The organism is Halomonas urumqiensis, from assembly GCF_003028575.1.
GTDB classification, from domain to species: domain Bacteria; phylum Pseudomonadota; class Gammaproteobacteria; order Pseudomonadales; family Halomonadaceae; genus Halomonas; species Halomonas urumqiensis.
Map to the genome: position 1 here is coordinate 195291 of NZ_PYUD01000004.1, position 23954 is coordinate 219244.

General features: G+C 61.6%; 25 protein-coding genes, 4 tRNA genes and 1 pseudogene. 12 read left to right on the forward strand and 18 right to left on the reverse strand.

Annotated features, from left to right (window positions below; translation table 11 throughout):
- Positions 1–52 precede the first annotated feature (52 nt).
- Positions 53–877 carry an Lnb N-terminal periplasmic domain-containing protein gene (locus C6V82_RS13065; RefSeq protein WP_229843204.1) on the forward strand — a complete coding sequence of 275 codons (825 nt, stop codon included), beginning with the start codon at positions 53–55 and terminating at the stop codon, positions 875–877.
- 281 nt (positions 878–1158) lie between these two features.
- Here the strand turns inward: C6V82_RS13065 and C6V82_RS13070 are convergent, their stop codons facing one another.
- The 5 genes from C6V82_RS13070 to C6V82_RS13090 form a co-directional block, all read right to left on the reverse strand.
- Positions 1159–1515: a type 1 fimbrial protein gene (locus C6V82_RS13070; RefSeq protein WP_102586305.1), complete on the reverse strand. Its 357-nt coding sequence runs from the start codon at positions 1513–1515 to the stop codon at positions 1159–1161.
- Positions 1516–2018: 503 nt separating this feature from the next.
- The gene (locus C6V82_RS13075) at positions 2019–2753 is read right to left on the reverse strand and encodes an RNA methyltransferase (RefSeq protein WP_102586304.1); all 735 of its coding nucleotides are present in this window, start codon (positions 2751–2753) and stop codon (positions 2019–2021) included.
- Positions 2754–3146: 393 nt separating this feature from the next.
- Positions 3147–4790, reverse strand: a complete 1644-nt coding sequence (gene groL / locus C6V82_RS13080; protein WP_102586303.1) for a chaperonin GroEL — start codon at positions 4788–4790, stop codon at positions 3147–3149.
- Between the two features lie 74 nt (positions 4791–4864).
- Positions 4865–5158, reverse strand: a complete 294-nt coding sequence (locus C6V82_RS13085) for a co-chaperone GroES (RefSeq protein ID WP_102586302.1) — start codon at positions 5156–5158, stop codon at positions 4865–4867.
- A gap of 205 nt (positions 5159–5363) precedes the next feature.
- Entirely contained in the window at positions 5364–5909 is a 546-nt protein-coding gene (locus C6V82_RS13090) for an FxsA family protein (protein WP_102586301.1), read from the reverse strand.
- A 145-nt stretch (positions 5910–6054) separates the two neighbouring features.
- Here C6V82_RS13090 and C6V82_RS13095 point away from each other — a divergent pair, with 145 nt between their 5' ends.
- Positions 6055–6816: an SDR family oxidoreductase gene (locus C6V82_RS13095; RefSeq protein WP_102586300.1), complete on the forward strand. Its 762-nt coding sequence runs from the start codon at positions 6055–6057 to the stop codon at positions 6814–6816.
- Between the two features lie 55 nt (positions 6817–6871).
- Here the strand turns inward: C6V82_RS13095 and C6V82_RS13100 are convergent, their stop codons facing one another.
- Positions 6872–7153, reverse strand: coding sequence for a ComEA family DNA-binding protein (locus C6V82_RS13100; RefSeq protein ID WP_102586299.1), 282 nt, complete (start codon positions 7151–7153; stop codon positions 6872–6874).
- A gap of 282 nt (positions 7154–7435) precedes the next feature.
- Here C6V82_RS13100 and pyrF point away from each other — a divergent pair, with 282 nt between their 5' ends.
- Entirely contained in the window at positions 7436–8131 is a 696-nt protein-coding gene (pyrF, locus tag C6V82_RS13105; protein WP_102586298.1) for an orotidine-5'-phosphate decarboxylase, read from the forward strand.
- 14 nt (positions 8132–8145) lie between these two features.
- Here pyrF and lapB read toward each other — a convergent pair whose 3' ends face one another.
- Genes lapB through C6V82_RS13120 form a run of 3 tightly spaced genes read right to left on the reverse strand, consistent with a single transcriptional unit; the run spans position 8146 to position 10013 of the window.
- Positions 8146–9327, reverse strand: a complete 1182-nt coding sequence (gene lapB, locus C6V82_RS13110) for a lipopolysaccharide assembly protein LapB (protein ID WP_102586297.1) — start codon at positions 9325–9327, stop codon at positions 8146–8148.
- Entirely contained in the window at positions 9328–9633 is a 306-nt protein-coding gene (locus C6V82_RS13115) for a lipopolysaccharide assembly protein LapA domain-containing protein (protein WP_102586296.1), read from the reverse strand.
- Between the two features lie 44 nt (positions 9634–9677).
- Positions 9678–10013 carry an integration host factor subunit beta gene (locus tag C6V82_RS13120; protein WP_268248463.1) on the reverse strand — a complete coding sequence of 112 codons (336 nt, stop codon included), beginning with the start codon at positions 10011–10013 and terminating at the stop codon, positions 9678–9680.
- Positions 10014–10199: 186 nt separating this feature from the next.
- Between C6V82_RS13120 and C6V82_RS13125 the strand changes: the two genes are divergently transcribed.
- Together C6V82_RS13125 and C6V82_RS13130 are read left to right on the forward strand one after the other, a co-directional pair.
- Positions 10200–10493, forward strand: a complete 294-nt coding sequence (locus C6V82_RS13125) for an FAD assembly factor SdhE (RefSeq protein ID WP_102586294.1) — start codon at positions 10200–10202, stop codon at positions 10491–10493.
- A 25-nt stretch (positions 10494–10518) separates the two neighbouring features.
- Positions 10519–10845 (forward strand): hypothetical protein, encoded by a 327-nt coding sequence (locus C6V82_RS13130; protein WP_102586293.1) that lies wholly within the window; start codon positions 10519–10521, stop codon positions 10843–10845.
- Here the strand turns inward: C6V82_RS13130 and nadB are convergent.
- The 8 genes from nadB to C6V82_RS13170 form a co-directional block, all read right to left on the reverse strand.
- Positions 10835–12403, reverse strand: coding sequence for an L-aspartate oxidase (gene nadB / locus C6V82_RS13135; protein ID WP_102586292.1), 1569 nt, complete (start codon positions 12401–12403; stop codon positions 10835–10837). The two genes, C6V82_RS13130 and nadB, sit on opposite strands and share 11 nt — an antisense overlap.
- Complete coding sequence (locus tag C6V82_RS13140; RefSeq protein ID WP_102586291.1) at positions 12384–13541, reverse strand: FUSC family protein; 1158 nt, start codon at positions 13539–13541, stop codon at positions 12384–12386. Before C6V82_RS13140 ends, nadB begins: the two co-directional genes overlap by 20 nt.
- Before the next feature lie 53 nt (positions 13542–13594).
- A tRNA-Leu gene (locus tag C6V82_RS13145) sits at positions 13595–13681 on the reverse strand.
- Positions 13682–13713: 32 nt separating this feature from the next.
- Positions 13714–13787, reverse strand: a tRNA-Cys gene (locus tag C6V82_RS13150).
- A gap of 58 nt (positions 13788–13845) precedes the next feature.
- Positions 13846–13920, reverse strand: a tRNA-Gly gene (locus C6V82_RS13155).
- A gap of 58 nt (positions 13921–13978) precedes the next feature.
- Entirely contained in the window at positions 13979–14527 is a 549-nt protein-coding gene (gene pgsA / locus C6V82_RS13160; RefSeq protein WP_102586471.1) for a CDP-diacylglycerol--glycerol-3-phosphate 3-phosphatidyltransferase, read from the reverse strand.
- A 68-nt stretch (positions 14528–14595) separates the two neighbouring features.
- Positions 14596–16494, reverse strand: a complete 1899-nt coding sequence (uvrC, locus tag C6V82_RS13165) for an excinuclease ABC subunit UvrC (protein ID WP_102586290.1) — start codon at positions 16492–16494, stop codon at positions 14596–14598.
- Positions 16494–17141, reverse strand: coding sequence for a response regulator (locus C6V82_RS13170; protein ID WP_102586289.1), 648 nt, complete (start codon positions 17139–17141; stop codon positions 16494–16496). The genes uvrC and C6V82_RS13170 overlap by 1 nt, the downstream gene beginning before the upstream one ends.
- 207 nt (positions 17142–17348) lie before the next feature.
- Here C6V82_RS13170 and C6V82_RS13175 point away from each other — a divergent pair.
- Positions 17349–17424: transfer RNA gene (locus C6V82_RS13175), tRNA-Ala, on the forward strand.
- 168 nt (positions 17425–17592) lie between these two features.
- Here the strand turns inward: C6V82_RS13175 and C6V82_RS13180 are convergent.
- On the reverse strand, positions 17593–18627 hold the full coding sequence (locus tag C6V82_RS13180) for a LacI family DNA-binding transcriptional regulator (RefSeq protein WP_102586288.1): 1035 nt from the start codon (positions 18625–18627) through the stop codon (positions 17593–17595).
- 171 nt (positions 18628–18798) lie between these two features.
- On the opposite strand from C6V82_RS13180, the gene ltnD reads away from it, so the two are divergent.
- The 6 genes and pseudogenes from ltnD to C6V82_RS13210 form a co-directional block, all read left to right on the forward strand.
- The gene (gene ltnD / locus C6V82_RS13185; RefSeq protein WP_102586287.1) at positions 18799–19731 is read left to right on the forward strand and encodes an L-threonate dehydrogenase; all 933 of its coding nucleotides are present in this window, start codon (positions 18799–18801) and stop codon (positions 19729–19731) included.
- Between the two features lie 2 nt (positions 19732–19733).
- The gene (otnK, locus tag C6V82_RS13190) at positions 19734–21017 is read left to right on the forward strand and encodes a 3-oxo-tetronate kinase (protein ID WP_102586286.1); all 1284 of its coding nucleotides are present in this window, start codon (positions 19734–19736) and stop codon (positions 21015–21017) included.
- Positions 21014–21655, forward strand: a complete 642-nt coding sequence (otnC, locus tag C6V82_RS13195) for a 3-oxo-tetronate 4-phosphate decarboxylase (protein ID WP_102586285.1) — start codon at positions 21014–21016, stop codon at positions 21653–21655. Before otnK ends, otnC begins: the two co-directional genes overlap by 4 nt.
- Before the next feature lie 34 nt (positions 21656–21689).
- Positions 21690–22490 (forward strand): 2-oxo-tetronate isomerase, encoded by an 801-nt coding sequence (gene otnI, locus C6V82_RS13200; protein ID WP_102586284.1) that lies wholly within the window; start codon positions 21690–21692, stop codon positions 22488–22490.
- Between the two features lie 32 nt (positions 22491–22522).
- Positions 22523–23485, forward strand: coding sequence for a D-erythronate dehydrogenase (gene denD / locus C6V82_RS13205; RefSeq protein WP_102586283.1), 963 nt, complete (start codon positions 22523–22525; stop codon positions 23483–23485).
- Positions 23486–23656: 171 nt separating this feature from the next.
- Positions 23657–23954, forward strand: a pseudogene (locus C6V82_RS13210) (C4-dicarboxylate ABC transporter substrate-binding protein); the annotation flags it as partial.

Sequence of the window (23954 nt, forward strand, 5' to 3'; positions counted from 1 at the left end):
CATGCTGTGGGTTGGTGCGCGCCTCGCGCCGGTCGCTGGTATGGCGCTGCAAATGTCGATATTGCTGATCTGGTGGCGACAGTTGCAACCGGCGGCCGACCTCGACTGGGCACCGGATGTGGCACATCTGGCCACCGGACGGGTGGATGGGGATCGCTTGACCCTCGATCACGTGCGCTGCTTTGGCTGGCGAACTCGTGACGAGGCCGATGTGGCCTGGGAAACTCGCCATTACTCGCTCTCGCAACTCAGCTCGCTGGACATGTTCGTGTCGGGTTGGGGGCGTCCCGGTATTGCCCATGTGCTCCTTTCGTTCGGCTTTTCACCCCGTGCCGGCGCTGAATTGGACGACACGGAATTCGTCGCCATTTCGGTGGAGGTTCGCCGTGAGAAGCATGAGCGTTTCTCGGAACTTGGGGGGTTCTTCAAGCAGTATGAACTGGCGGTGATTGCCGCCGATGAGCGTGATGCAGTGCGGCTTCGCAGCAATGTGCGTGGCGAGAAAGTCACGCTGTATCGGGTCATGCTGAGTGCCAAGGATCGACGTGAGTTGCTGGTGGCGCTCGTCGATGAAGCAAATGATCTTGACAGCACGCCGCGCTTTTACCACACCATCACCGCCAACTGCTCGACCATCGTGTTCTCGATGATGCGACGGATCATCGAAGGGCTTTCCGTGGATCATCGCCTGCTGTTGACCGCCCATCTACCGGAGTATGTGCGTGACCATGGTGGACTGGTGCCTGGCGTGACATTGGCCGAGCTCAAGCGCCATGGTGATATCACCTCACGGGCCCAGGCAGCCCATTCGATCGACGACTTCTCCCGGTGCATTCGCCGTGGTGTGCCGGGCTGGACGTCCCGACCCCACGTTTGACACGTTGAAGAATACGAAAAAGCCACGACGCACTGCGTCGTGGCTGGGTGAGATCCTCCCTGGGCAACGTCCGGTTGCCGGGCTTGATGCCCTCCTTGCCTCACGTCCTGTGAGGTCGCGTCCCTGGCGGGTAGGAGCAGTGTCCATTGCGGTGCTCATGCGAGCTCCCGGCATTATTGCTTGTCGTGGATGACGAAGTGATGTCGCTCTGATGGCGACTGGGTGTCAAGACTGGGTGTCAAGACTGGATGTCACGACTGGGTGTCACGACGCGGCCAGCCTCAACGGTAGTCGATCTTGTAGATGGCCGGTTGGGTTGTCAGGTGGGCCTGAAGCTCACGCTGCCCGCCATGGATGATTGAACCATCGGTTCTCAGCCAGACCCCGTTGGGGTGAAAGCCGTCATGCGTGGTTCTCTGTAGGCTTTCCGCTGACCGAGCGCTGGTCTCCGCCACGTCGGGACAGCCATGACGCTGAATTTGGGTTGCCGACGTGCTGCTGACCGACAGTTCGCAGGTCGGGTTGGCGACACCACCCTGGAAGCGGATCGTGCCCCCGTTGGCCTGGCTATACGCCGCTGTCAGGGCGCTTGCCATAAGGGCGATACTGCACAGCGCTGCTTTTTGGGTGATCCTCATGACGGACCCTCCCTGTTCAGAAATTGCATGCCACTACCGAGATGGCAGGGCAGTTGATGATTGGTCTCATGCATAAGCAGCCCCCCGTTTGAGTGAGTGATTGTGACACCTTTGTTCATATTTCATGGAGTTCATATGTCATGAAATTTAACATGACATGATTTTTAACATTACTGTAGACGACGAGAGTTTCAGTGCAGAGATAAAGACCGGAAATTCGTCATGGGAAGCCGCTTGGGCACAATAGACCGATGAATTGTGCTAGAGCAGCGTAGAGCGATGGGAACATGGCCATTGACGTCGTGCGTCCGTGGCCGAGCGTTAACACCTGAGCATTAACACCTGAGCGAAAACGACTGGATATGCGCGGCAGAGTGTCACCGGCACAGTGTGAACAGCATGGCCTGGCAATCGGGTGGTGGGGATTGAGCTGGCATCGATCGGCCGCCACGTGTCATGGCTGGTGGCTAATCATTTCCGGGATGCTGTGACTTGCTGTGCGATCACTGTGCGGTTGAATCGCGCTCCAGTGACGCCAGTAGGCCGCGCAGCAGCGATAGCTCACGTCTGCTGGGTTGAGCGCGGGCGAACAACGCGTGCAGGTGTGCTTCAGTGCGAGCGTGTGGTTGGGTGAGAAACCCACTTTGGCGCATCACGCGGCCAAGGTGGGCATGGAAATGATCGATTTGTTGACGAGTCGGCATTCGCTCAGCGGCTGGCGAGATGGGGCTGTCTCCGCTCTGAGGTCGCTGGCGCCATGCCTTGAACGTCTCGTAGGCAAGCACCTGAACCGCCTGTGACAGGTTGAGGATGCCGTAATCCGGGTTGGCGGGGATGCTCACCTGGTGGCTGCAGCAGCGGATTTCGTCATTGGTGAGTCCAAACCGCTCGCGCCCGAACACCAGCGCGACCCGATCATGCCCCGCGTGTGACACGAGCTCACGCGCCATCACCTCGGGTTCATCGAAGTGGGGAAGTGGCAGGCTACGTAACCGGGCGCTAGCGCCAACAACCATCACGCAATCCGCCACCGCCTCGGTCAGCGACTCCACGACCCGAGCGCCTTCTACGAGATCTTGAGCGCCCGCGGCCAATCTCGTTGCCTCAGGGTCGGGAAACCGACGAGGTGTGACCAGCACCAGGTCATCGATGCCCATGGTCTTCATGGCACGCGCGGAGGCACCGATATTACCCGGGTGGTAGGTCTGGACGAGGACGATACGGATATTGGTCAGCATGGGTCGCGGGTCGGCTCACTGCGAGATAAGCGCGTAGTGTACCGATTGTAAGAAAGGCTGTAAGCCCGGAGCTGGATACATCATGTCCGTGGCTCGTCGGCGACAGGCCTTTAGCGGACACGCTGTGAATCCGTCCCTGGACACTAGCTTTTTCCTGCTTCGCTCTCGCATCCTGCTTCGCTTGCAGGACCGGTGCTGGCCATCCATGGCCAGCCCGTTCGGAGCAATGCTCCTCACCCCTGGAAAAGATGTCCGCTACGCCCTGTCCCCTGCGCCACTGACGACCCACAAGCGAAGCGCTCTCTTTTCACGCGTCACCCGTAAAACAAAAACCCCTGCCGGTTTCCCGACAGGGGTTGATCGCGGACGAGGTGTCCGGGGATCAGGCGGTGATCACATCATGCCGCCCATGCCACCCATTCCACCCATGCCGCCCATGTCCGGAGCGGAGTCCTTCTCGTCCGGGTCATCGGCGATCATGCACTCGGTGGTGACCATCAGGCCAGCCACGGAGCCGGCTGACTGCAGCGCGCTGCGAGTCACCTTGGCCGGGTCGAGAACACCCATCTCGAACAGGTCGCCGAACTCACCTGTCTGGGCGTTGTAGCCGAAGTTACCCTCACCGGCCTTGACCTGGTTGAGGATAACGGACGCTTCCTGACCGGCGTTGGTCACGATCTGACGCAGCGGAGCCTCCATGGCGCGCAGGGCGATGGCGATACCGTGGGTCTGGTCTTCGTTGTCACCCTTGAGGTCCTTGATCTTGGTCAGGACACGCACCAGGGCGGTACCACCGCCAGGCACGACGCCTTCCTCGACGGCGGCACGCGTGGAGTGCAGGGCGTCTTCGACACGCGCCTTCTTCTCTTTCATCTCCACTTCGGTAGCGGCACCGACGCGAATTACCGCCACACCACCGGCGAGTTTGGCGACGCGCTCCTGGAGCTTCTCACGGTCGTAATCGGAGGAGGTGTCCTCGATCTGCGCACGGATCTGGCTGACGCGTGCTTCGATATCGCCTTCATTGCCGGCGCCATCGATGATCGTGGTGTTTTCCTTGGACATGGTCACGCGCTTGGCGGTGCCCAGGTGATCCAGGTTGGCCTGTTCGAGGGTCAGGCCGACTTCCTCGGAGATCACGGTGCCATTGGTCAGGATGGCGATATCCTGCAGCATGGCCTTGCGACGATCACCGAAGCCAGGTGCCTTGGCAGCCGCTACCTTGACGATACCGCGCATGGTGTTGACCACCAGGGTCGCCAGCGCTTCGCCTTCGATGTCTTCGGCGATGATCGCCAGCGGTTTGCCGGCCTTGGCGACGGCTTCCAGCACCGGGAGCAGCTCGCGGATGTTGGAAATCTTCTTGTCGACCAGCAGGATATACGGGTCTTCGAGTTCGACCTGCATGGTGTCCTGGTTGGTCACGAAGTATGGCGAGAGGTAGCCGCGGTCGAACTGCATGCCTTCGACGACTTCCAGCTCGTCTTCAAAACCACGACCTTCATCGACGGTGATGACGCCTTCCTTGCCAACCTTCTGCATGGCTTCGGCGATGATTTCACCGATGCGCTTGTCGCCGTTGGCGGAGATGGTGCCGACCTGGGCGATGGCCTTGGAGTCGGTGCACGGCACGGCGAGATTTTCGATTTCCTTGACCGCGGCAATCACCGCCTGATCGATGCCGCGCTTGAGGTCCATCGGGTTCATGCCGGCAATGACGCCCTTCAGGCCTTCATTGACGATGGACTGGGCCAGCACGGTGGCGGTGGTGGTGCCGTCACCGGCGACATCGGAGGTCTTGGAAGCGACTTCCTTGACCATCTGGGCGCCCATGTTCTCGAACTTGTCCTTCAGTTCGATTTCCTTGGCTACGGACACGCCGTCCTTGGTGACGGTAGGTGCACCGAAGGACTTCTCGATCACCACGTTGCGACCCTTCGGGCCCAGGGTGGTCTTCACGGCGTTGGCCAGGAGATCAACACCACGCGCCATGCGCTTGCGCGCATCATCGGAGAACTTGACTTGTTTCGCTGCCATTTTCGCTATCTTCCTGTCAGTCGTTAACGTCGGACTTGAACGTAAGTATTAGAGCGTCAGAATTTGCGGAGGCTTCAGCCTTCCACGACCGCGAGGATGTCTGACTCGCTCATGATCAGGACTTCTTCGCCGTCGATTTTCTGTTTCTCGACGCCGAAACCATCCTTGAAGATCACGCTGTCGCCAACCTTGACGTCCAGTGGGCGAACATCGCCGTTTTCGAGGATCCGACCATTACCGACGGCGAGAACCTCGCCACGTGTCGGTTTTTCCTGGGCGTTGCCTGGAAGCACGATGCCGCCTGCGGTCTTCTGTTCTTCCTCAACGCGACGGATGACGACGCGATCGTGCAAGGGACGGATGTTCATTGCTCACGTTCTCCTGATGGTCTGTTGTGCCGGGCAAGCGCCTCGGCGGTTTCATCATTTCCCGGAAGGCATCCTTCCAGGTGAAGGCGCCGGGCACCTTCCTTGTTGATGGTGCAGAGCCCGCTCTGCACCGAAGCCTGTTGCTGACCGAGAAGTGGGGGCTGGGCATAGCCTTTCAAGGGGTGGTGATGAAATTTTTTTCGACTCAGCGTCGACGTTCATCACCCGAGATGTACTCACCCTCGATGGGGTCATTGGGTTGATGTGCGTCTGAATGTTTCTCGTCGGAGCGTTGCGCATCAGCCTGTTGCCACTCTTGATCGGTACCGTTGGCCTGTGATGTCGAGCTCCAGTCCCTTTTCCCATCAGTCCGGCCGTGAGCATGGACGTGAATCCCTTGTGCCCGCACGCCGAGGCGTGCCAATAGTTTACCGAGCAGGCGTCGTGCATCAGGGATCAGGCACAGAAAGCCCAGGGTGTCCGAGATGAAACCCGGCGCCATCAGCAGCGCTCCGCCGAATATCAGCGCGGCACCGGTGAACAGCTCGCCCGTGGGAATCTCGCCCTTGGCCATGCGCTCCTGGGCACGGGCGAAGGTGGCGACCCCCTCGCGGCGGATGAGATGCAGGCCAATGAAGCCAGTGGCGAGCACCATCAACAGTGTGGTCAGCAGGCCAATGTGGCTGCCTACCGAAAACAGCACGACGAAGTCGAGCAGGGCAAAGACGGTAAATGCGAGTAGAAACGGCATGATGACTCCATGGATGACCGATCATCCGAGGATGGGGGCGAGCAAAGGAAATTCAAGCGTTGAACTCGCCGGGCCTCGTCAGCAGAGGCCAGATCGAATATGTTCCCAAGGCATAACGCTATGAACATTCCCCTGGAGGATGACAATGAGGCTGGAAAACTCGGTGATCGCCATCACCGGAGGGGCGCGAGGGCTTGGCTTGGCCATGGCCCAGTTGCTGGGTGAATGTGGTGCGAGGCTGGCACTGCTCGATACTTCCGCCGATGGGATTGACCTGGCGGTCAGCGAACTGCATGAGGCGGGAATCGAGGCGCATGGCTTCGTTGCGAATGTGGCCGACGAAGCCTCTGTTGTGCAGGCTTTTGGCGATATCGCCGCATCGATCGGGCCTGTCAATGGGCTGGTCAACAATGCCGGCATCCTGCGCGACGGCCTGCTGGTCAAGGCCAGGGATGGCAAGGTCGAGAAGACCATGTCGCTGAGCCAATGGCAGCAGGTGATCGACGTCAACCTGACAGGTGTCTTCCTGTGTGGTCGTGAAGCCGCCGCGCAGATGATCGAGGCGGGCAACCACGGTGTGATCGTTAATATCTCGAGCATCTCGCGGGCGGGAAACATCGGACAGAGCAACTATTCCGCGGCGAAGGCAGCCGTGGTGGCGCTGACCTCTACCTGGGCTGGCGAGCTTGCGCGTCATGGCATTCGCGTGGGTGCTGTGGCGCCGGGGTTCATCGAGACCGACATGACCGCCTCGATGCGCCAGGACATGCTGGACAAGTTGACCGCTGGCGTGCCGCTGCGCCGACTTGGCCAACCCGAACACATCGCCCGGAGCGTTGCCTTCATTTTCGAGAATGACTACTTCACGGGCAGAGTCATCGAATGTGACGGTGGCTTGAGGTTGTAACCCTACTGCGGCCGATGGCGCTTGCCATCGGCCGTGGGCGGGTCAGATCCCCTGCTCAGAAGGTCACCTGATCCTCAAGTCCTGCGACGGTGGTTTCTCCGATGCCGCTGACTCGCGTCAGGTCGTCGGCGCTTTCGAAAAGGCCATTGGCTTCTCGTTCCTCGATGATCGCCTCGGCACGGCTTGGGCCAACTCCCGGAAGTTCGGTGAGCAGCTCGGCATCGGCGGTGTTGACGTTGATGGGCGCCACCTCCTGCGCCGAAACTGTCAGTGGCGCCATTCCCAGCATCAGGCCAAGCAGCAGGATGGCCAGTCGCCCCTGGATTGCGTTGGTCATGGGTATTCCCTCCAGTCGTTTATCGATTCCGTTTGCTGTCGCCATCCAGGCCAGCATGACCTGCCAGGCGCTCTTTCAAGCTAGTTGGACAACGCCATTGTTCCCGTCATCCAAGACGTGAAGATGGTGTCAGCACGCCAGGACATGCACGCGTCGCCATGGCTTTCGTGCCAGTCGTCATCAGTGATACTTCCTGAGGCAATGGCCGACATCGCTTGTCGACTTGGGCTGATATAATGCCCAGCGATGTCCTTTCCTTCGTTACCGCCAGGAGACCGGCCCGTGTCCACCGCTTCACCCCTGATCATCGCCCTCGACTACGCCTCCCTGGATGCCGCACTTTGCATGGCCGATCGGCTGGACCCCTCACGCTGCAGGCTCAAGGTCGGCAAGGAGCTATTCACCCGCAGTGGTCCCGATGTGCTTGATGCGCTGCATGGACGCGGTTTCGAGGTATTTCTTGATCTCAAGTTTCATGACATTCCCGCAACGGTGGCGGGTGCCGTGCAAGCGGCGGCGGAGCAGGGGGTGTGGATGGTCAATGTGCACGCCGCTGGTGGTCGCCGGATGATGGAGGCGGCACGCTCGCGGCTTGACACCCATGGCCTGGTCACTCACCTGATCGCGGTCACCGTGTTGACCAGCATGGAGGCTGACGATCTGGCTGAGGTGGGAGTGAACGCGTCTCCCGCCGAACAGGTGGAGCGCCTGGCCCAGCTTGCCTTCGACAGCGGTATGGATGGGGTGGTCTGTTCAGCGCAGGAAGCCGCGGCACTACGAACCCGTTGCGGCGATGACTTCCTGAAGGTGACGCCGGGGATTCGCCCGAGCTTTGCCGACGCTTTCGATCAACGTCGCATCATGACGCCAGCCAAGGCGATGGCGGCAGGAAGCACGCACCTGGTGGTCGGGCGCCCGGTGACTCAGGCTGCCGACCCCATGGCGGCTCTTGCTGCCATCGAGTCGGAGTTGGCGTAGCGAGTCGCCTGAGTCTATTCGCCTTCGATACCGGTGATCGGCTTGGTAGTGCCCCAACTGCGGCAACGCGGGCACTGCCAATGGAGATGCTCGCCAGCGAATCCACAGCGTCGACAGCGGTGTCGGGGTAGGGCATGCCAGAGGGTCTGGGTGTGACGCTGCAAGAGGGCGAGCCGTTCCTGTGGCTCGCCCCTGGCATCCTGCCGGTAGAGCCCGATCAGGTAGTCGAGCGCCCCGAGGCTCGATTCCCTGTCGAGCTGGTCGCTGACAAGCGCAATGGCGGCTGATGCGCCTTCCCGTTGACGCAAGGTTTCGGCGAACAGGATGATCAGGCTGGTATGCGGAGTGCGCTCGAGCAGGGACTGCAGGTGCTTGATCAAGCCGTCCTCGTCGTCGAGAAGGCGATAGGCATTGGCGAGAGGCTCGAGAATGGTCGCGGTAAACGCCGTGTCTTGATCCGGGACTCTGGCAAGCAGGCGTATCTCCTGGCGATAGTGGCCGGTATCGTGCTCAAGCCCGGCAAGCAGCAGATTGGCCCGCACGCATTTTGCGTCAATGTTGAGGGCTTGGCGTAGATGCTTGCGGGCAAGCCCGGGGCTGGCATTGCCGCGTTCCTGTTCGGCGAGTTGGCACAGCCAGTGGGCGGCCGCCCGGCGGGTTTCATCGTGCTGGCGTATCAGATGAGGATGCGCCACGTTGAATGCCGCTTGCCACTCCCCCTCGCGCTCCAGCAGATCCACCAGTAGCTGCTTGGCGGATCGGCGGATTTCGTCATCATGAGTGTCGCGCACAAGCCCTTGCAGCAAACGCTCGGCTCTGTCGAGCAGGCCGAGCTTGAGGAAGTCACGTGACAGTTCGAGCTGCACACGCTCGCTCTGGGGGGGCGTCAGGGTGGGACGGGCAAGCAGGTTCTGGTGGATCTTGACGGCACGATCGGCCTCTCCACGGGTACGGAACAGGTTGCCCAGGGTGATATGGGTCTCGATCGTCTCGCTGTTGACCTCGAGGGCGGCGACGAAGGTCTCGATGGCCATGTCCTGCTGGTCATTCAGCAGATAGTTGAGCCCGACGAAATAATCCCGAGCCAACTCAGTCTGGGCTCCCGGATCGTCAGGCGTCCTGCGATCGCGACGGCCGAGCCACCAGCCGATGGCGACCGCTGCCAACAACAGTGTCAGCAGCAGGGCATCGGGCATCTACGGAAGTTCCTTCAGCTCCTGGACGCGCAGTCGATCGAGCTCCTTGCGTTGCTGCTGGTTGTGACGCTGAGCACGTGTCAGCAGGGTGCGCAAGCGAAGGTAGACACCACTCATTGCCAGCATGCCCATCAGCACACCCATGGCCAGCGAAGCCAACAGCCAGACGGACAGCGATGCGGCAGGCAACTCGATCCAGATCAGGTTGAGCGGTAGTGTCTGTTGGTTGTTCACAGCGAACAGGATACCGACCAAGAGTACGGCCAGCAGGATAATGGCCAGGATCAGGCCTTTGAGCCAACGCATGCGTGTGTCCCCTGTTGAGAGTGTCGTAATGGTGGTGAGTATGCTCAGTAACCGAGGGCACGGCTGGCGTCCACCTGCTCGCGCAGCTCCTTGCCAGGTTTGAAGTGTGGCACGAACTTGCCCTCCAGCGCGACAGGGTCACCTGTCTTGGGGTTTCGTCCTACGCGTGGTTCACGGTAATGCAGCGAGAAGCTGCCGAAGCCACGAATCTCCACTCGTCCCCCTTCCGAGAGAGTGTCGGTGATGTCGTCGAGGATCAGCCGCACGGCCGCTTCGACTTCCTTGATCGACAGCTCTGGCTGTCGCATCGCGATCTGCTCGATCAACTCGGACTTGGTCATCGACTGTCTCCGTAGGCTGCGCGCAACCGGAAAGGTAATGCTCGCGCTCTTGTTTTTTCAAAGCATACTGTGCAAACCGAGATAAAACAACGAGCTACGCCTTTTGGTGGAGACAGGCACATCGCAAGCCCGATAGACGCGATGGAATCTTGCCGCCTGGCTGCCGCGGGGATGGGCGCTCGGGTATACTGGATCATTCATTTCCATTGATTGGCGAGGTTTACGTTGAACGAACAATCGCCCGCTGACATCGCTCAGCGCAAACGCCTGTACTGGCACTCCCGGCGCGGCATGTGGGAGCTGGACCTGTTGCTGGTGCCTTTTCTCGAACAGTGCTATGACACCTTGAGCGCCGATGACCAGGCGGCGTTCAGGGCATTGATCGACGAGGAGGATCAGGACTTGTTTCTTTGGCTGATGCGTCGTGAGTGGCCGGAGGATCCGGTACGCCGCAATATCGTGAAGCAGATCATCGAACATGCCGAGAGCAGCGATAGTCTCTCGCATCGTCCCATCTAGGCTGGCCCTGCTGGCCCATCTGCTGATGGCGCTTGCGATCTTTGCGCTTGTTGTCATCATGGCGCCATTGTCGGTGAGCCTCACCTCGCTGCCGGTGCTTGCCGTGACCATCTACCTGATGGCGCACGGGCAGCCCAGCGGTGAGTTGCTGGTGGTGCATGAACCTTCGGGTAAACCGGTATGGCGCTGGCGTGAGTATTCCGAGCAGGAGTGGCGCGATATCAGCCTGCGCTGTGATTACCTCGGCCCCTGGTTGATCGGCTTGAGAGTGGATGGTCGCAAACTGTGGCTGTGGCCCGACAGCAGCGATCCAGACTCGCTCAGACAGTTGCGTCGACTGCTCAAGTCGTGAGATGACACCGCGATGGCTGCGGTGTCGGGTCGCCATGGTGTGGGCAGTCGGGGTTGAAATGCAGACCGCGGGATTCACGGCGCTGCCTGGCACTTGCCACCGTCAGCCGAGCCAGGCGTAGCGCATGCCAGAGGCCTGAAAGCGTGACAGTGGGCGTGCATCTTGCGATGAATGGCGCGAGTCTGGATTCTGACAGTGCCAGTTGCGCGGCGGCCTGTTCAAGGCCGCGGTCATGTCGCACGATCGCCACGCTTGAACTCATTACCTGACGCAGCGATTGGCGGAGCTCCACCACCAGGTCGGGCGGTACCGGTTCCGAACCTGTCACGGTTGCCACCAGTGTGGCATTTGACGGGCTTTGCGCATGTAACAGCCGCTTTGCGCAACTGCGTGCAAATACCAGGCATTCCAGCAGCGAATTGCTGGCCATGCGATTGGCCCCATGGAGCCCAGTGCAGGCGACTTCGCCGATGGCGTATAGCCTTGGCACGCTGGTGGCACCGTCGAGGTCCGTGGCGACGCCGCCACAGCTGTAGTGTGCCGCCGGCACCACCGGTATCGGCTCGCAAGTGATATCCAGTCCACGGCCCGCACAATGCGCCTGGATGGTGGGGAAGTGGTGATGGATCGCGTCAACCCCCAGATGGCGAATGTCGAGCAGGACATGGTCGCTAGCCGTGCGTTGCATTTCGGCGTCGATGGCGCGGGCGACGATGTCGCGGGGCGCAAGCTCGGCACGCGGGTCCAGTGCGGGCATGAAGCGTTCGCCATGCACGTTAAGCAGTTGCCCGCCTTCGCCACGTACCGCTTCGCTGATCAGGAAAGGCGTGCCTCCCGGGTCATAGAGACAGGTCGGGTGGAACTGCTGAAACTCCAGGTTCATCAGCTCGGCACCCAGTTCCGCCGCCATCAGCATGCCTTCGCCGCTCGCCGGTTGCGGGCTGGTGGTGTGGCGATACAGACCGCTGGCCCCTCCTGTGGCGAGTACGGTGTCGTCTGCCAGCAGTTCATGCAACTGCCCCTGCGGGTCCAGGCAGCGTGCGCCACGGCAGTGGCCGGCAGTGTCGCCAATCAGCGAGATGGCAGTGAGCTCGCTGCACAGGGTGATGGCGGGATGTGCGTCGACGTGGGCCTTGAGCGTGTCCATCACCGCGCGGCCGGTGGCATCGGCGGCGTGGATGATACGGCGCGCGCCATGACCACCTTCGCGGGTCAAGTGGTAGGGGTAGCTGGCCTCGGGGTTGGGGTCGCGGGTGAAGGGAACGCCAAGGGACAGTAGCCACTCGATGGCGGCTGGCCCTTGCTCCACGGTGAAGCGAACCGCCCGCTCGTCGCACAATCCGTCGCCAGCTACCAGGGTATCGGCGATGTGAGCCTCGACATCATCGGCAGGCGAAAGCACTGCTGCGATGCCACCCTGTGCCCAGCGGCTTGCGCCATGATCGTCACTCGCCGGACGCAGCAGGGTAACCTTGCGGTGCGCGGCCACTTCCAGCGCCAGGACCAGGCCGGCGACACCGCCGCCGATGATCAATACATCATGGTGGGTTTGTGTCATCTTGCTTCCCGGAAGGTGAAGGGCGGTGGTCGAGCGTGGTGCTGGATGGGGCCCACTTGCGTCCCGAGGCGCGTCGCAGCCGCTTGCTGGGAAGGCGGGTCAGGCCGCCGAGACGGGAGACCAGCGAGCCGGTCAATCGGGCCAGCTCACGGTTCAACCACAAGTAGCCGCTTGGACTGAACAGCATGCGGTCATCGCTGCCACGGGCGTTGCCCGCCAGTTCGGCGTGACGTTGCAAGTCGAACTGGCTGACCACGACATCGATGGTTTGCCCGGTTCTCACCTGGAAGGCCAGGCTGCCAAGTTCCCGGGCCAATCGATGCTGCTCGTGGCGCAGCCCTTCCATGGCTTCGATGCGATCGTGGCCGTCGCGGGTCGTCCAGTGGCTCTCGAGCAGCAGCTCGATGGTGGACAGCATCCGGCGCTGCAGCGAAATCAGATCGTCGAGTTCATCCCGGTCCAGGCGTCCTTCGCGGTGGATGGCATCGACCAGGTTGCGCTGCTTGATCAGCAGGCTGCTGGTGGCCTTGAGAAGTGCTCGGGTGTCGACATCCGTCGACGAGGTCGAGGTGGTATGGACATGGTAGAGCCGGGCCATGCGGTCGAGGTTGTCGGCCAGCATGAAACGCATCATGTCGGTGGCTTTCTGTGGCAGCACCAGCACGGTGACACCGATACCGATCAGTGTGCCGAGCAGTACATCGAAGGCGCGCCACAGGCCGATAGCCAGATCATGGCTGCCGTCACCGATCACCAGCAGCAGGCTGATGGCAAACATCAGGCCACTGTAGCCATGGCGGCCGCTGAAGGTCACCCAGGTCGCGACACCGATGCCGGCCAGTGCGCCGAGTGGCACCAGGGCCGGCAGGCCGAGTGGCAGCATGATCAGCGTCAGGCCCAGGCCAGCCCCCAGTAACGTGCCGAGCAGGCGTTGCCGCCCCTTGTCGAGCACCCCGCCGATATGCGGTAGGTTGCCCATGACCATGACGGTACTGACGAGTGCCCACCCGGAGTGCGGAATGGCGAACAGAGTGATGATGGTGTAGGTGATCATCAGGGCCAGCAGCACGCGAAAGACATGCAGCCTGCGGCGGTAACGATAGGTGTAGTAGGGGTCGCGCAGGGGCGGCAGGGTCATGATGCAGAGCCCCGATCATGGTCGGCTGTATGGCAGACGACGTCCAGGAGGCATGGTGCCCGGAGTCGGACTCGAACCGACACGGTGTTGCCACCGAGGGATTTTAAGTCCCTTGCGTCTACCAATTTCGCCATCCGGGCGGCACGGTGTAGAGCAGAAAATACGGGGGAGATGGAGGCTGGAGTCGGAATCGAACCGGCGTACACGGAGTTGCAGTCCGCTGCATAACCACTCTGCCATCCAGCCTCATCGAGTCTTTTCCTGTTCGGTGACCTGGGATTATCCGAGGATCGCCTGACAGAAATGGAGCGGGAAACGAGATTCGAACTCGCGACCCCAACCTTGGCAAGGTTGTGCTCTACCACTGAGCTATTCCCGCCTGACTCGAGAGCGAATTATACGGATAAGTCGGTGACTGTCAAACGCTTTTGAGTCGCTCACATGGAGCTGCTGAGGTGCGGCCAGGCGGCACGCAAGTAAAGGAACATCGACCACAGTGTCAATGCAGCGGCAACATATAATGTGGCGACTGCCAGCAGCGCAATGGAGCTGCCTGGGGCGAAACCCAGCAGTAGCAGTATCGAGACCATCTGCAGCGTGGTCTTCACCTTGCCGATCCATGAAACCGCCACCTGACCTCGTTTGCCCATCTCCGCCATCCACTCGCGCAGTGCCGAAATCACGATTTCGCGACCGATGATGACCAGGGCCGGTAGCGTCAGCCACAGCACTTCATAGCGTTCGATCAGCAGGGCCAGGGCAACCGCTACCATCAGTTTGTCGGCTACCGGATCGAGAAAGGCGCCGAACGGGGTCGACTGGTTCCAGCGCCGGGCCAGGTAACCGTCCAGCCAATCCGTCACCGAGGCCATTGCGAAAAAGGTCGCAGCCAGCGGCATGCTCCATGAGTAGGGCAGGTAGAACAGCACAACCAGCAGTGGAATAAAGGCGATGCGTGCCAGAGTCAGGATGTTGGGGATGTTCATTGCGACGAGCTGTCCCTTGCTGATGGGCGGGGCCGATAGGCGATCCATTCTATCCCGCTTGTGACACTTCATCCATGCAGGGCGCGATGAATCGTCTCGGCCATGGTGGCGCTGATGCCTGGAACGCGTGCCAGTTCTTCACGATTGGCTTGCTTTACCCCCTGCAGGCCACCGAAAAAGCGCAACAGTTCGCGGCGACGGCGGGGGCCGACGCCGGGGATCCCTTCGAGGGTCGAGGTGCGTCTTGTCTTGTCGCGTCGGGTACGGTGCCCGGTGATCGCGAATCGGTGGGATTCGTCACGAATGTGCTGGACGAGGTGCAGCGCGGGAGAGTTGCCATCCAGGTCCAGGGCGCGATCGACGGTTTCGACGAACAGTGTCTCGAGCCCTGCCTTGCGGGTGGTGCCCTTGGCCACACCGAGCAGGAGGATGTCGGTGATGCCAAGTCTCTCCAGGACCTCACGTGCCATGTTCAGCTGTCCCTTGCCACCGTCGACGATCAGCACGTCCGGGCGCTCACCTAGGTGAGTTGAATCTTTGCTCCTGGCGGTATTGCCGTGTTGGGCGGTTTCGCCCTGAGTCTTTGCCTGTGTATCGGTCTGTTGCTCCTGTGCAAGGCGACGGAAGCGCCGGGTCAGTGCCTGTTGCATGGCGGCGTAGTCGTCGCCGGCGGCCACGCCCTCGATGTTGAAGCGCCGGTAATCCGACTTGCGTGGCCCGTTGGCGTCGAATACCACGCAGGAGGCCACGGTGGCTTCTCCGTGGCTATGGCTGATATCGAAGCATTCCAGCCGCTTGGGCGTCTCAGCGAGCCCCAGCGTTTCGCGCAGTGCCTCGAAGCGCTTGGCAAGCTGGCTCTGGTTGGCCAGTTGCCCGGCCAGTTGCTGCTCGGCGTTGGTGCGGGCAAGCTCGCGCCACTGGGCGCGATGGCCGCGTACCTGGCTGGTCATCCGTACGCGCCTGGCGCTTCGCTGTGCCAGTGCGTCGGCTATCAGCCCGGCGTCCGACACAGGGTGGCTGGTAATCACCTCATGGGGAATCTCGCGGGACTGGCCGAGGTAGAACTGACTGATGAAATCGCCTAGGAGCGCTTCGGGTTCCAGGTCGAGCCCGTTGGTGGGGGTATGGTGTCGTGCGCCTAGCAGTCGGCCCTGGCGCACGGTAAGTACCGAAATGCATAGTGCGCCGGGTTGGCTTGCCAGGGCGAATACATCGGCATCTCCACCGGCAGTGTCGACGAACTGGCGCTGCTGGAGCTTTCGCAGTTGCTGGATCTGATCACGCAATCGTCCCGCTTCCTCGAAGGCCAGTGCCTGGCTGGCGGCCTCCATGTCGCGGGTCAGTTCCTGGGTGACCTGGTCGCTCTTGCCTTCCAGGCACTGCACGGCATGCTCGAGATCACGGCGATAGTCCGGCTCGCTGATATAGCCGACACAAGGTGCGCTGCAACGCTGGATCTGATATTGCAGGCAGGGACGAGTGCGATGGGCGAAAACGCTGTCTTCGCAGTTGCGAATGCGAAATATCTTCTGCATCAGCGACAGGCTCTCGCGAACCGCGCCACTGCTCGGGTACGGGCCAAGGTAGCGACCGTCGTCACGCCGGGCACGCGCACGCTTGTACTCCAGTGCCGGGTATGGATGGCGGTCGGTGACGAATACGAATGGGTACGACTTGTCGTCACGCAACAGGATATTGTAGGGCGGACGCAGCTCCTTGATCAGGGTCTGCTCCAGCAGCAGTGCTTCGATTTCGCTGTTGGTGACCGTGACCTGAATATCGGCGATGCGCCCGACAAGTGCCTGGGTCTTGGTGTTCAGGGTGCCACGAAAGTAGCTGGCCAGGCGCGGTTTGAGGCGGCGCGCCTTGCCGATGTACAGCGTGTCGCCGTGGCTATCGAACATGCGATAGATACCAGGCGATTCACTGACATTGGCAAGGAACTGACGGTGGTCGAAATCAGGCATCACTGAATGCTGGCATAGCCTTCCACCAGGCCATGACGCAGGCCTAGATGGGTCAGTTCCACGTCGGTGTGAACGCCGAGTTTCTCGAAGATCCGATAGCGGTAGGTGTTGACGGTCTTGGGGCTGAGAAACAGGCGGTCGGAGATCTCGGCCACCTTGTGGCAGTTGATGATCATGATGGCTACCTGCATTTCCCGCTGCGAGAGATGTTCGAAAGGGTTCTCCGGGGCGTCCATGCGCGCGAGCACCAATCGCTGAGCGATCTCGGCGCTGACATAGCGATGGCCACCGAATACGCCACGAATGGCCGCTACCATTTCGTCGTGCTGGGCGCCCTTGCCGATAAAACCGTACGCCCCGGCATCGAGGAAACGTTGTGCCAGACTATCTTCGAGCCAGGCACTGAGCACTAGAATTCGGGTATCGAGTGCGATGCGGTGAATCTTGCGTGTGGCTTCGAGGCCACCAATACCTGGCATGCGTATATCCATCAACACCACGTCCGGCTGCAGTCGACGTGTTTCGGCGATGGCGTCTTCCCCGCAGGACACTTCGCCCACCACGCTGATATCCGCTTCGGCATTCAGCAAGTGGGCGATGCTGGTTCTTACCAGGTGGTGATCGTCGGCAATCAGTACCCGGATCAAGGCTGCGCCTCCTGAGCATCAATGGTGGTGAAGGACGGGTGCCGGGAGGGCTTCCCAATTTGAATCATCGGATCAATCGTTAAAGAGTGTCATAACTCGACACCGGGGGGAATCATCGATCAGGCGCCGGAATGTTTTTCGAGGTGGCTTGACGTCCATTGCGCATCTTCGTAACATGCTTCCCGTTCTCGCCGAGCGAGAATATGTGGGGCCTTAGCTCAGCTGGGAGAGCGCAACACTGGCAGTGTTGAGGTCAGCGGTTCGATCCCGCTAGGCTCCACCAAAACCTTTATCGCAGCCACATGGCATAGTATGCCATGTGGCTTTTTGGTTTGCCCGTAAACATTAGAAAACTCTTTTTTACTGTGCTTTTCTTGTCATCTCGCATGACTTGATGTTTTGGCACATCCCGCGTGGGTAGGGGGAAACAGGACGTGGACATTGCCGGCGCTCACGTGCTTTCTCCCTGCAGCAGGCTGAAGCCGACATCGTGCTGTTGCAACGCGCCTGGCTCGCCATCGAGCTTGCGCAATACCTCACGCGCTGCCAGGCGACCCATGGCATCACGGGGCGACTGGATGGTGGTCAGACGCGGGGTGATGTGCTGTCCCAGCGGCAGGCCATTGAAGCCGGCGATGGCGATATCGCCGGGAACCGCCAGGCCGCGACGACGGGCGTGCAACAGGGCGCCGGCGGCGAGGTCGTCATTGGCAAAATGGATCGCTTCGGCGCGAGGGTAGGCGGCAAGCACGTTGTCCAGTCCCGTCGCGCCAGCCTCGAGGCTGCCTAGCTGGTCGAGCTCGATCAGCGGTGCATCAAGCCCGTCCTCGGCCAGTATCTCGCGATGCCCCGCGTAGCGCATCTCGGCGCGATAATCCTGCGACATTCTCGCCCCGACGTAGACGATCTCCTGATAGTGCCGCGAGCGCAGGTGGCGTGCCATGCAGCGCCCTGCGTCAAGATGGTCGAGGCCGACATTGATATCCAACGCCTCACCGAGTTCCATGACCTCGACAATGGGCTTGTCCCAATTGGCAAGCAAGGTATGGCATGCCTGGTTGTGGCGCAGACCGGCTGTGACAAGCGCCGAACATGACCAGCCAAGGAAGGTGCGTACCAACTGGTACTCGCGATCGAGGTCGTAATCGGTATTGCCCAGCAGAATCTGGTAGCCGCGTGCCTCGAAGGTCTCCTGGAGGCCGCGAATCACCTCGATGAACACCGCATTGGCAAGCGAAGGTACGATCACGGCGATGAAGCGCGAGCGGGCCGATGCCAGGCTGCCGGCCACCAGGTTGGGGACATAACCCAGGGTTTCCACGGCATCGAGGACGCGAGCGCGGGTCGTCTCGTTGACTCGCTCCGGGGTGTTCAGGGCGCGTGATGCGGTGATGGCCGAGACCCCGGCGGCTTGTGCCACCTGCTTGAGGGTGACCTGTTCCGAACCACGCCGGCGTCGTGTGGCGCCCTGATCATTGCTAGACATTGGTCGAGTCTCCGGCCTCTTTCCTTGCGAGCGAGAAATCAATCATATAGACATATGTTAGCGCTAACATGTTGGCGCTAACAGGCAAGTGATTCCCAAGTGCGTTTCATACGATATCCCACGATGCACGTTCCGGCGTGATCGTTGACACGACCACCAGGAGGTCGGCAGGTGAGCGAGAGCAGCAAGCAGGCGCCACGCGTAGGCGTCATCGGCCTTGGGGCCATGGGCATGGGTACGGCGACGGCACTTCTCGAGCAGGGCCTGGATGTCATGGGTTGCGATATCTCCGCGGGTGCATGTGATGCGTTTGTCGAGTGCGGTGGCAAGGCGGTGCAATTCCCATCGGCCCTTGGCGACCGTGACATCGTGCTGGTGGTCGTTGTGAACGGCGAGCAGGTCGAACAGGTGTTGTTTGGTGACCATGGCGTGGCAGGGCACCTGTCTGCTGGCAGCCTGATTGTCCAGTGTGCCACGGTTGCGCCAAGCCAGGCGAGAAGCCTGGGAGAGCGGCTCGGTGAGAGCGGCATCAGGATGCTGGATGCGCCGATCAGTGGCGGTGCCGCCAAGGCACGCAGTGGCGAGCTGTCGGTAATGGCCTCGGGTGGTGCGACAGCGTTCGACCAGGCGCAGCCGGTGCTCGACGCCATGGCGGCCACGGTCTACCGCCTGGGCGATGCCCCGGGAGTCGGTTCGAGCATGAAGCTTGTCAACCAGCTGCTGGCTGGCGTGCATATCGCCACCGCCGCGGAAGCCATGGCGCTGGGCATCCGCATGGGGCTGGACCCTGACACCGTCTATGAAGTGATAACGCATTCGGCGGGCAATTCGTGGATGTTCGAGAATCGCATGCCACATGTCCTCAAGGGCGACTATACCCCGCTCTCGGCGGTCGACATCTTCGTCAAGGATCTCAATATCGTCCACGAGACGGGTCGCGAGCTTGCCATGCCGACACCGGTTGCGGCATCGGCCCTGCAACAGTTCACGGCAGCCAAGGGGGCGGGTTTCGGCCGCGAAGACGACTCCGCGGTGATCAAGGTCTACCAGCGCCTGTCGGGAATCTCGCTACCCGAGGCCGCCAACGATGACATGGGAGCTTGATCATGACCATTGTGCTCGGCGCCATCGCCGATGACTTCACTGGCGCCACCGATCTTGCCAATAACCTGGTACGTGCCGGGATGCGCTGCGTCCAGGTGATTGGCGTGCCCGACGACCCGGAGCTCGCCCTGGATGAGGTCGATGCCGTGGTTGTCGCGCTGAAATCTCGCTCATGCCCGGTCAAGGAAGCCGTGAAGGAATCCGTGGCAGCGCTGGATTGGCTGCAGGCCCAGGGCGCCAGGCAGATATTCTTCAAGTACTGCTCGACCTTCGATTCCACCGCCGAGGGTAATATCGGCCCAGTCAGCGATGCGCTGCTCGATCGTCTCGGCGCTGGCCAGACCGTGATGGTCCCCGCGTTTCCGGTCAACGGCCGTACGGTCTATCAGGGCCACCTGTTCGTGGGTGACCGGCTGCTCAATGACAGCGGCATGCAGTATCACCCGCTCACTCCCATGACCGATGCCGACCTGGTGAGGGTGTTGTCGAGCCAGACTTCACACAGGGTCGGTCTTGCTTCACGCGCCACGCTCACTCAGGGCGCCGAGGCGACAGACCAGCATTTTCAGGTGCTGGCCGAGCAGGGTGTGCGACATGTGATCTGCGACACCCTTGACGAGCAGGATCTTGAGGTCCTGGCGGAAGCCACCGCCGAATGGCCGCTGGTGACCGGGGGCTCAGGCCTTGGCCTGGCACTGCCGGCACAGTATCGCCGGCTGGGTTGGCTCGAGAAGGTTGCTGAACCTGGCCGTCTCGCACCTTCATCGGGCAGTGCCCTGGTGCTGTCGGGCAGCTGCTCGCGGGCGACCCTCGGCCAGGTCGATCATTTCCTCGAACACCACCCCGGTTTCGCCCTGGACCCACTGCTGCTTGCCGAAGGCGAGGGTCACCTGGCCGAGGCACTGGCCTTTTCCCGCGAGCAACTGGCGCAAGGCGGCCCGGTGCTGGTCTATGCCTCCGCCGACCCCGAGCGTGTCAAGGCCGCCCAGGCGGCGCTCGGGGTCGAGCGCGCCGGCCAGCTCGTGGAGGCGTCACTGGGCACGCTGGCCATTACGCTGGTATCCGAGGGTGTTGGCCGCCTGTTGGTGGCCGGTGGCGAAAGCTCCGGTGCCGTGGTGTCGGCGCTTGGCATCGAGATGATGCGTATCGGCGAGCAGATCGATCCTGGGGTGCCGTGGACCCAGGCGACCTTGGCAGGCCGGGAGGCGCCCCTGTCGCTGGCGCTGAAATCCGGAAACTTTGGCGGTCGGGATTTCTTCACCCGTGCCTTCGAGGTGCTGTCGTGAGTGACGAGAACGGTCTACGCGAACAGATCAGCATCCTTGGCAAGTCGCTGTTCGACCGCGGCCTGACGATGGGCTCGAGCGGCAATATCAGCGTGCGGCTCGATGACGGTGGCTGGTTGATGACGCCCACCAATGCCTGTCTCGGGCGGCTGGATCCGGCACGCATCTCCCGGCTCGACCGCGAAGGGCGGTTGCTGGCGGGTGACAAGCCGACCAAGGAACATTTCCTGCACACGGCCATGTACGAGGAGCGCCCTCAATCGGGTGCCATCGTGCATTTGCACTCGACGCATTCGGTGGCGGTGTCGTGCCTCCCGGAAGTCGACCCCTGCGACTGCATTCCGCCATTGACCGCCTATTACGTGATGCGAGTCGGCAAGTTGCCCCTGGTGCCGTATCACATACCCGGCGACCCAAGCCTTGGCGATGCGGTACGTGGCCTGGCCGGCAAGCACAGCGCCGTATTGCTGGCCAATCACGGCCCGGTGGTTGCTGGAAAATCTCTTGAAGCCGCGGTCTACGCCACGGAGGAACTGGAGGAGACCGCGAAGCTTTATCTGCTGCTGCGCGGCGAGAATCCACGCGCTCTGACGCCTGAACAGGTCGCCGAACTCGAAGCTCGCTTTCCCCGCGACTGATCGCTCGTCAAACCATCCATTCCCAGGAAATCCGATGACAAAACTGGCCGCCAATCTCAGCATGCTGTTCAACGAGCATGACTTCCTAGACCGCTTCGCTGCCGCGCGCCAAGCAGGATTCAAGGGGGTGGAGTACCTGTTCCCCTATGCCTACTCCCCCGAGACCCTGCGAGCTGCCCTTGAGGAGTCTGGCCTCGAGCAAGTGTTGTTCAACCTGCCTCCCGGCGATTGGGAAGCGGGGGAGCGGGGTATCGCAAGTCTCCCCGGGCGAGAATCGGAATTTCGTGACTCGGTGGTGGAAGCGTTGCGCTATGCCGAGGTGCTTGGCTGCCCACGGGTGCATGCCATGGCGGGCCTCTTGCCGGACGGTGCCGATGCCCAGACCCATGCCGCTCACCAGGCCACCTACATTGACAACCTGCGCTTCGCCGCTGCTGAAGCCGCCAAGGTGGGCCGCGACGTACTGATCGAACCGATCAACACCCGCGACATGCCGGGGTTCTTCCTTTCACGCCAGGCCCACGCCATGGCGGTGCTGGAAGCGGTGGGAGCCGATAACCTGCGCCTGCAGTTCGACCTCTATCACTGCCAGATCATGGACGGCGATCTGATCCGTCATATGGAGCGGCAGTTTCCGGCCATCGGCCATGTGCAGATCGCCGGAGTGCCCGAGCGTCATGAACCCGATAGCGGCGAGGTTCACTTTCCGGCGCTATTCCAGCGGCTCGAAGCGCTGGGCTATGGCGGCTGGATCGGCTGCGAATACCGTCCGGCAGGGGCGACCCGTGACGGTCTCGGCTGGGGACGCGAGTACGGCCTTGCCGCGACCCACTGACAATGACTTTTTTACGACAGGATTGATTCACCATGCATATTGCCATTACCGGTGCGGCCGGCTTTCTCGGCCAGCGTCTCGTTAATCAACTGCTGGCGCGGGGTCAGCTCGACGGCGAAGCCATCACCCGTCTCACCCTGATCGATCAGGTCGAGGCACCCAAGCCCGACGTGAAAGGGGTCGAGGTCGAATGCCTGGCGCTCGACATCACCTCGCCAGGTGCCCTTGACCCGGTGCTCGACGAGCGTCCGGCAGTGATCTATCACCTGGCGGCGGTGGTCAGTTCGGCGGCGGAAGCCGACCTGGACCTCGGCATGGCGGTCAATTTCGATGCCACCCGTGAACTGCTCGAGGGCTGTCGCCAGCGCGAACTCTCCGGGACACGCCTGGTGATGGCCAGCTCGGTGGCCGCCTATGGCGGCGATATGCCGGTGGTGCTCGACGACATGACCGCGCTGCATCCGCAGAACTCCTACGGCACCCAGAAAGCGATGTGCGAACTGCTGATCAACGACTACAGCCGTCGCGGCCTGGTCGATGGCCGTGTGCTGCGCCTGCCGACCATCGTGATTCGCCCGGGGCGCCCGAATGCAGCGGCGTCGAGCTTCGCTTCGAGCATCCTGCGGGAACCGTTGGCCGGTGAGCAGGCCATCTGCCCGGTGCCGGTGGAGCAGGAGCTGTTCGTGATGTCCCCCGCCAAGGTCATCGATGCCCTGGTGCATGCCGCTGAAGTGCTCGGCGAATCGATCGGAGCCTTCCGTGCCCTGATGTTGCCGGGCATCACCGTCAGTGTCAGCGAGATGCTCGAAGCATTGCGCGAGGCAGCGGGTGACGAAGCCGTGGCCCGCGTGCGTCACGAAGCCGATCCGCGGATCCAGGCCATCGTCTCCGGCTGGCCGGCACGCTTCGACACCGAGAAGTCCCGCGAACTTGGCTTCACCGGTGATCGCGACTTCAAGGAGATCATCGACGCCTATATCAGTGAGTCCCGCTGACGTATTCGGCTGTTGTGCGCCAGCCGATCGATCGGGGTCTGTCCCCGGTCGCCGCGATGCCAGGCATCGCCGCGCACGTTCGATAGCAGAGCGATTTCAACACCCACACCACTACACCCTCACCACAACAACCGTCCCTTCAAGCATCGGGACAAGAACGAGGAACGCCACATGAGTTCACGTACCACCCAACCCCGTTTCGCCCGCCGTACCCTGGCCACTGCCGTCGGTAGCCTGGCCACCCTGGCCCTGGCCGGCGTCGCCCTGCAGGCCCAGGCCGCCACCGAGATCAGCGTCGGCTACGCCATCTCCAGCAACTCCCACTACGGCGAGGGCTCGCGTGCCTTCAAGGAGACCCTCGAGCGCCTCTCCGATGGCGAGTTCACCGTCACCGACCACCCCAGCGGTGCGCTGGGCGGCGAGCGGGCGATGATCGAGGGCCTGCAGATCGGCACCGTCGACATGGTCA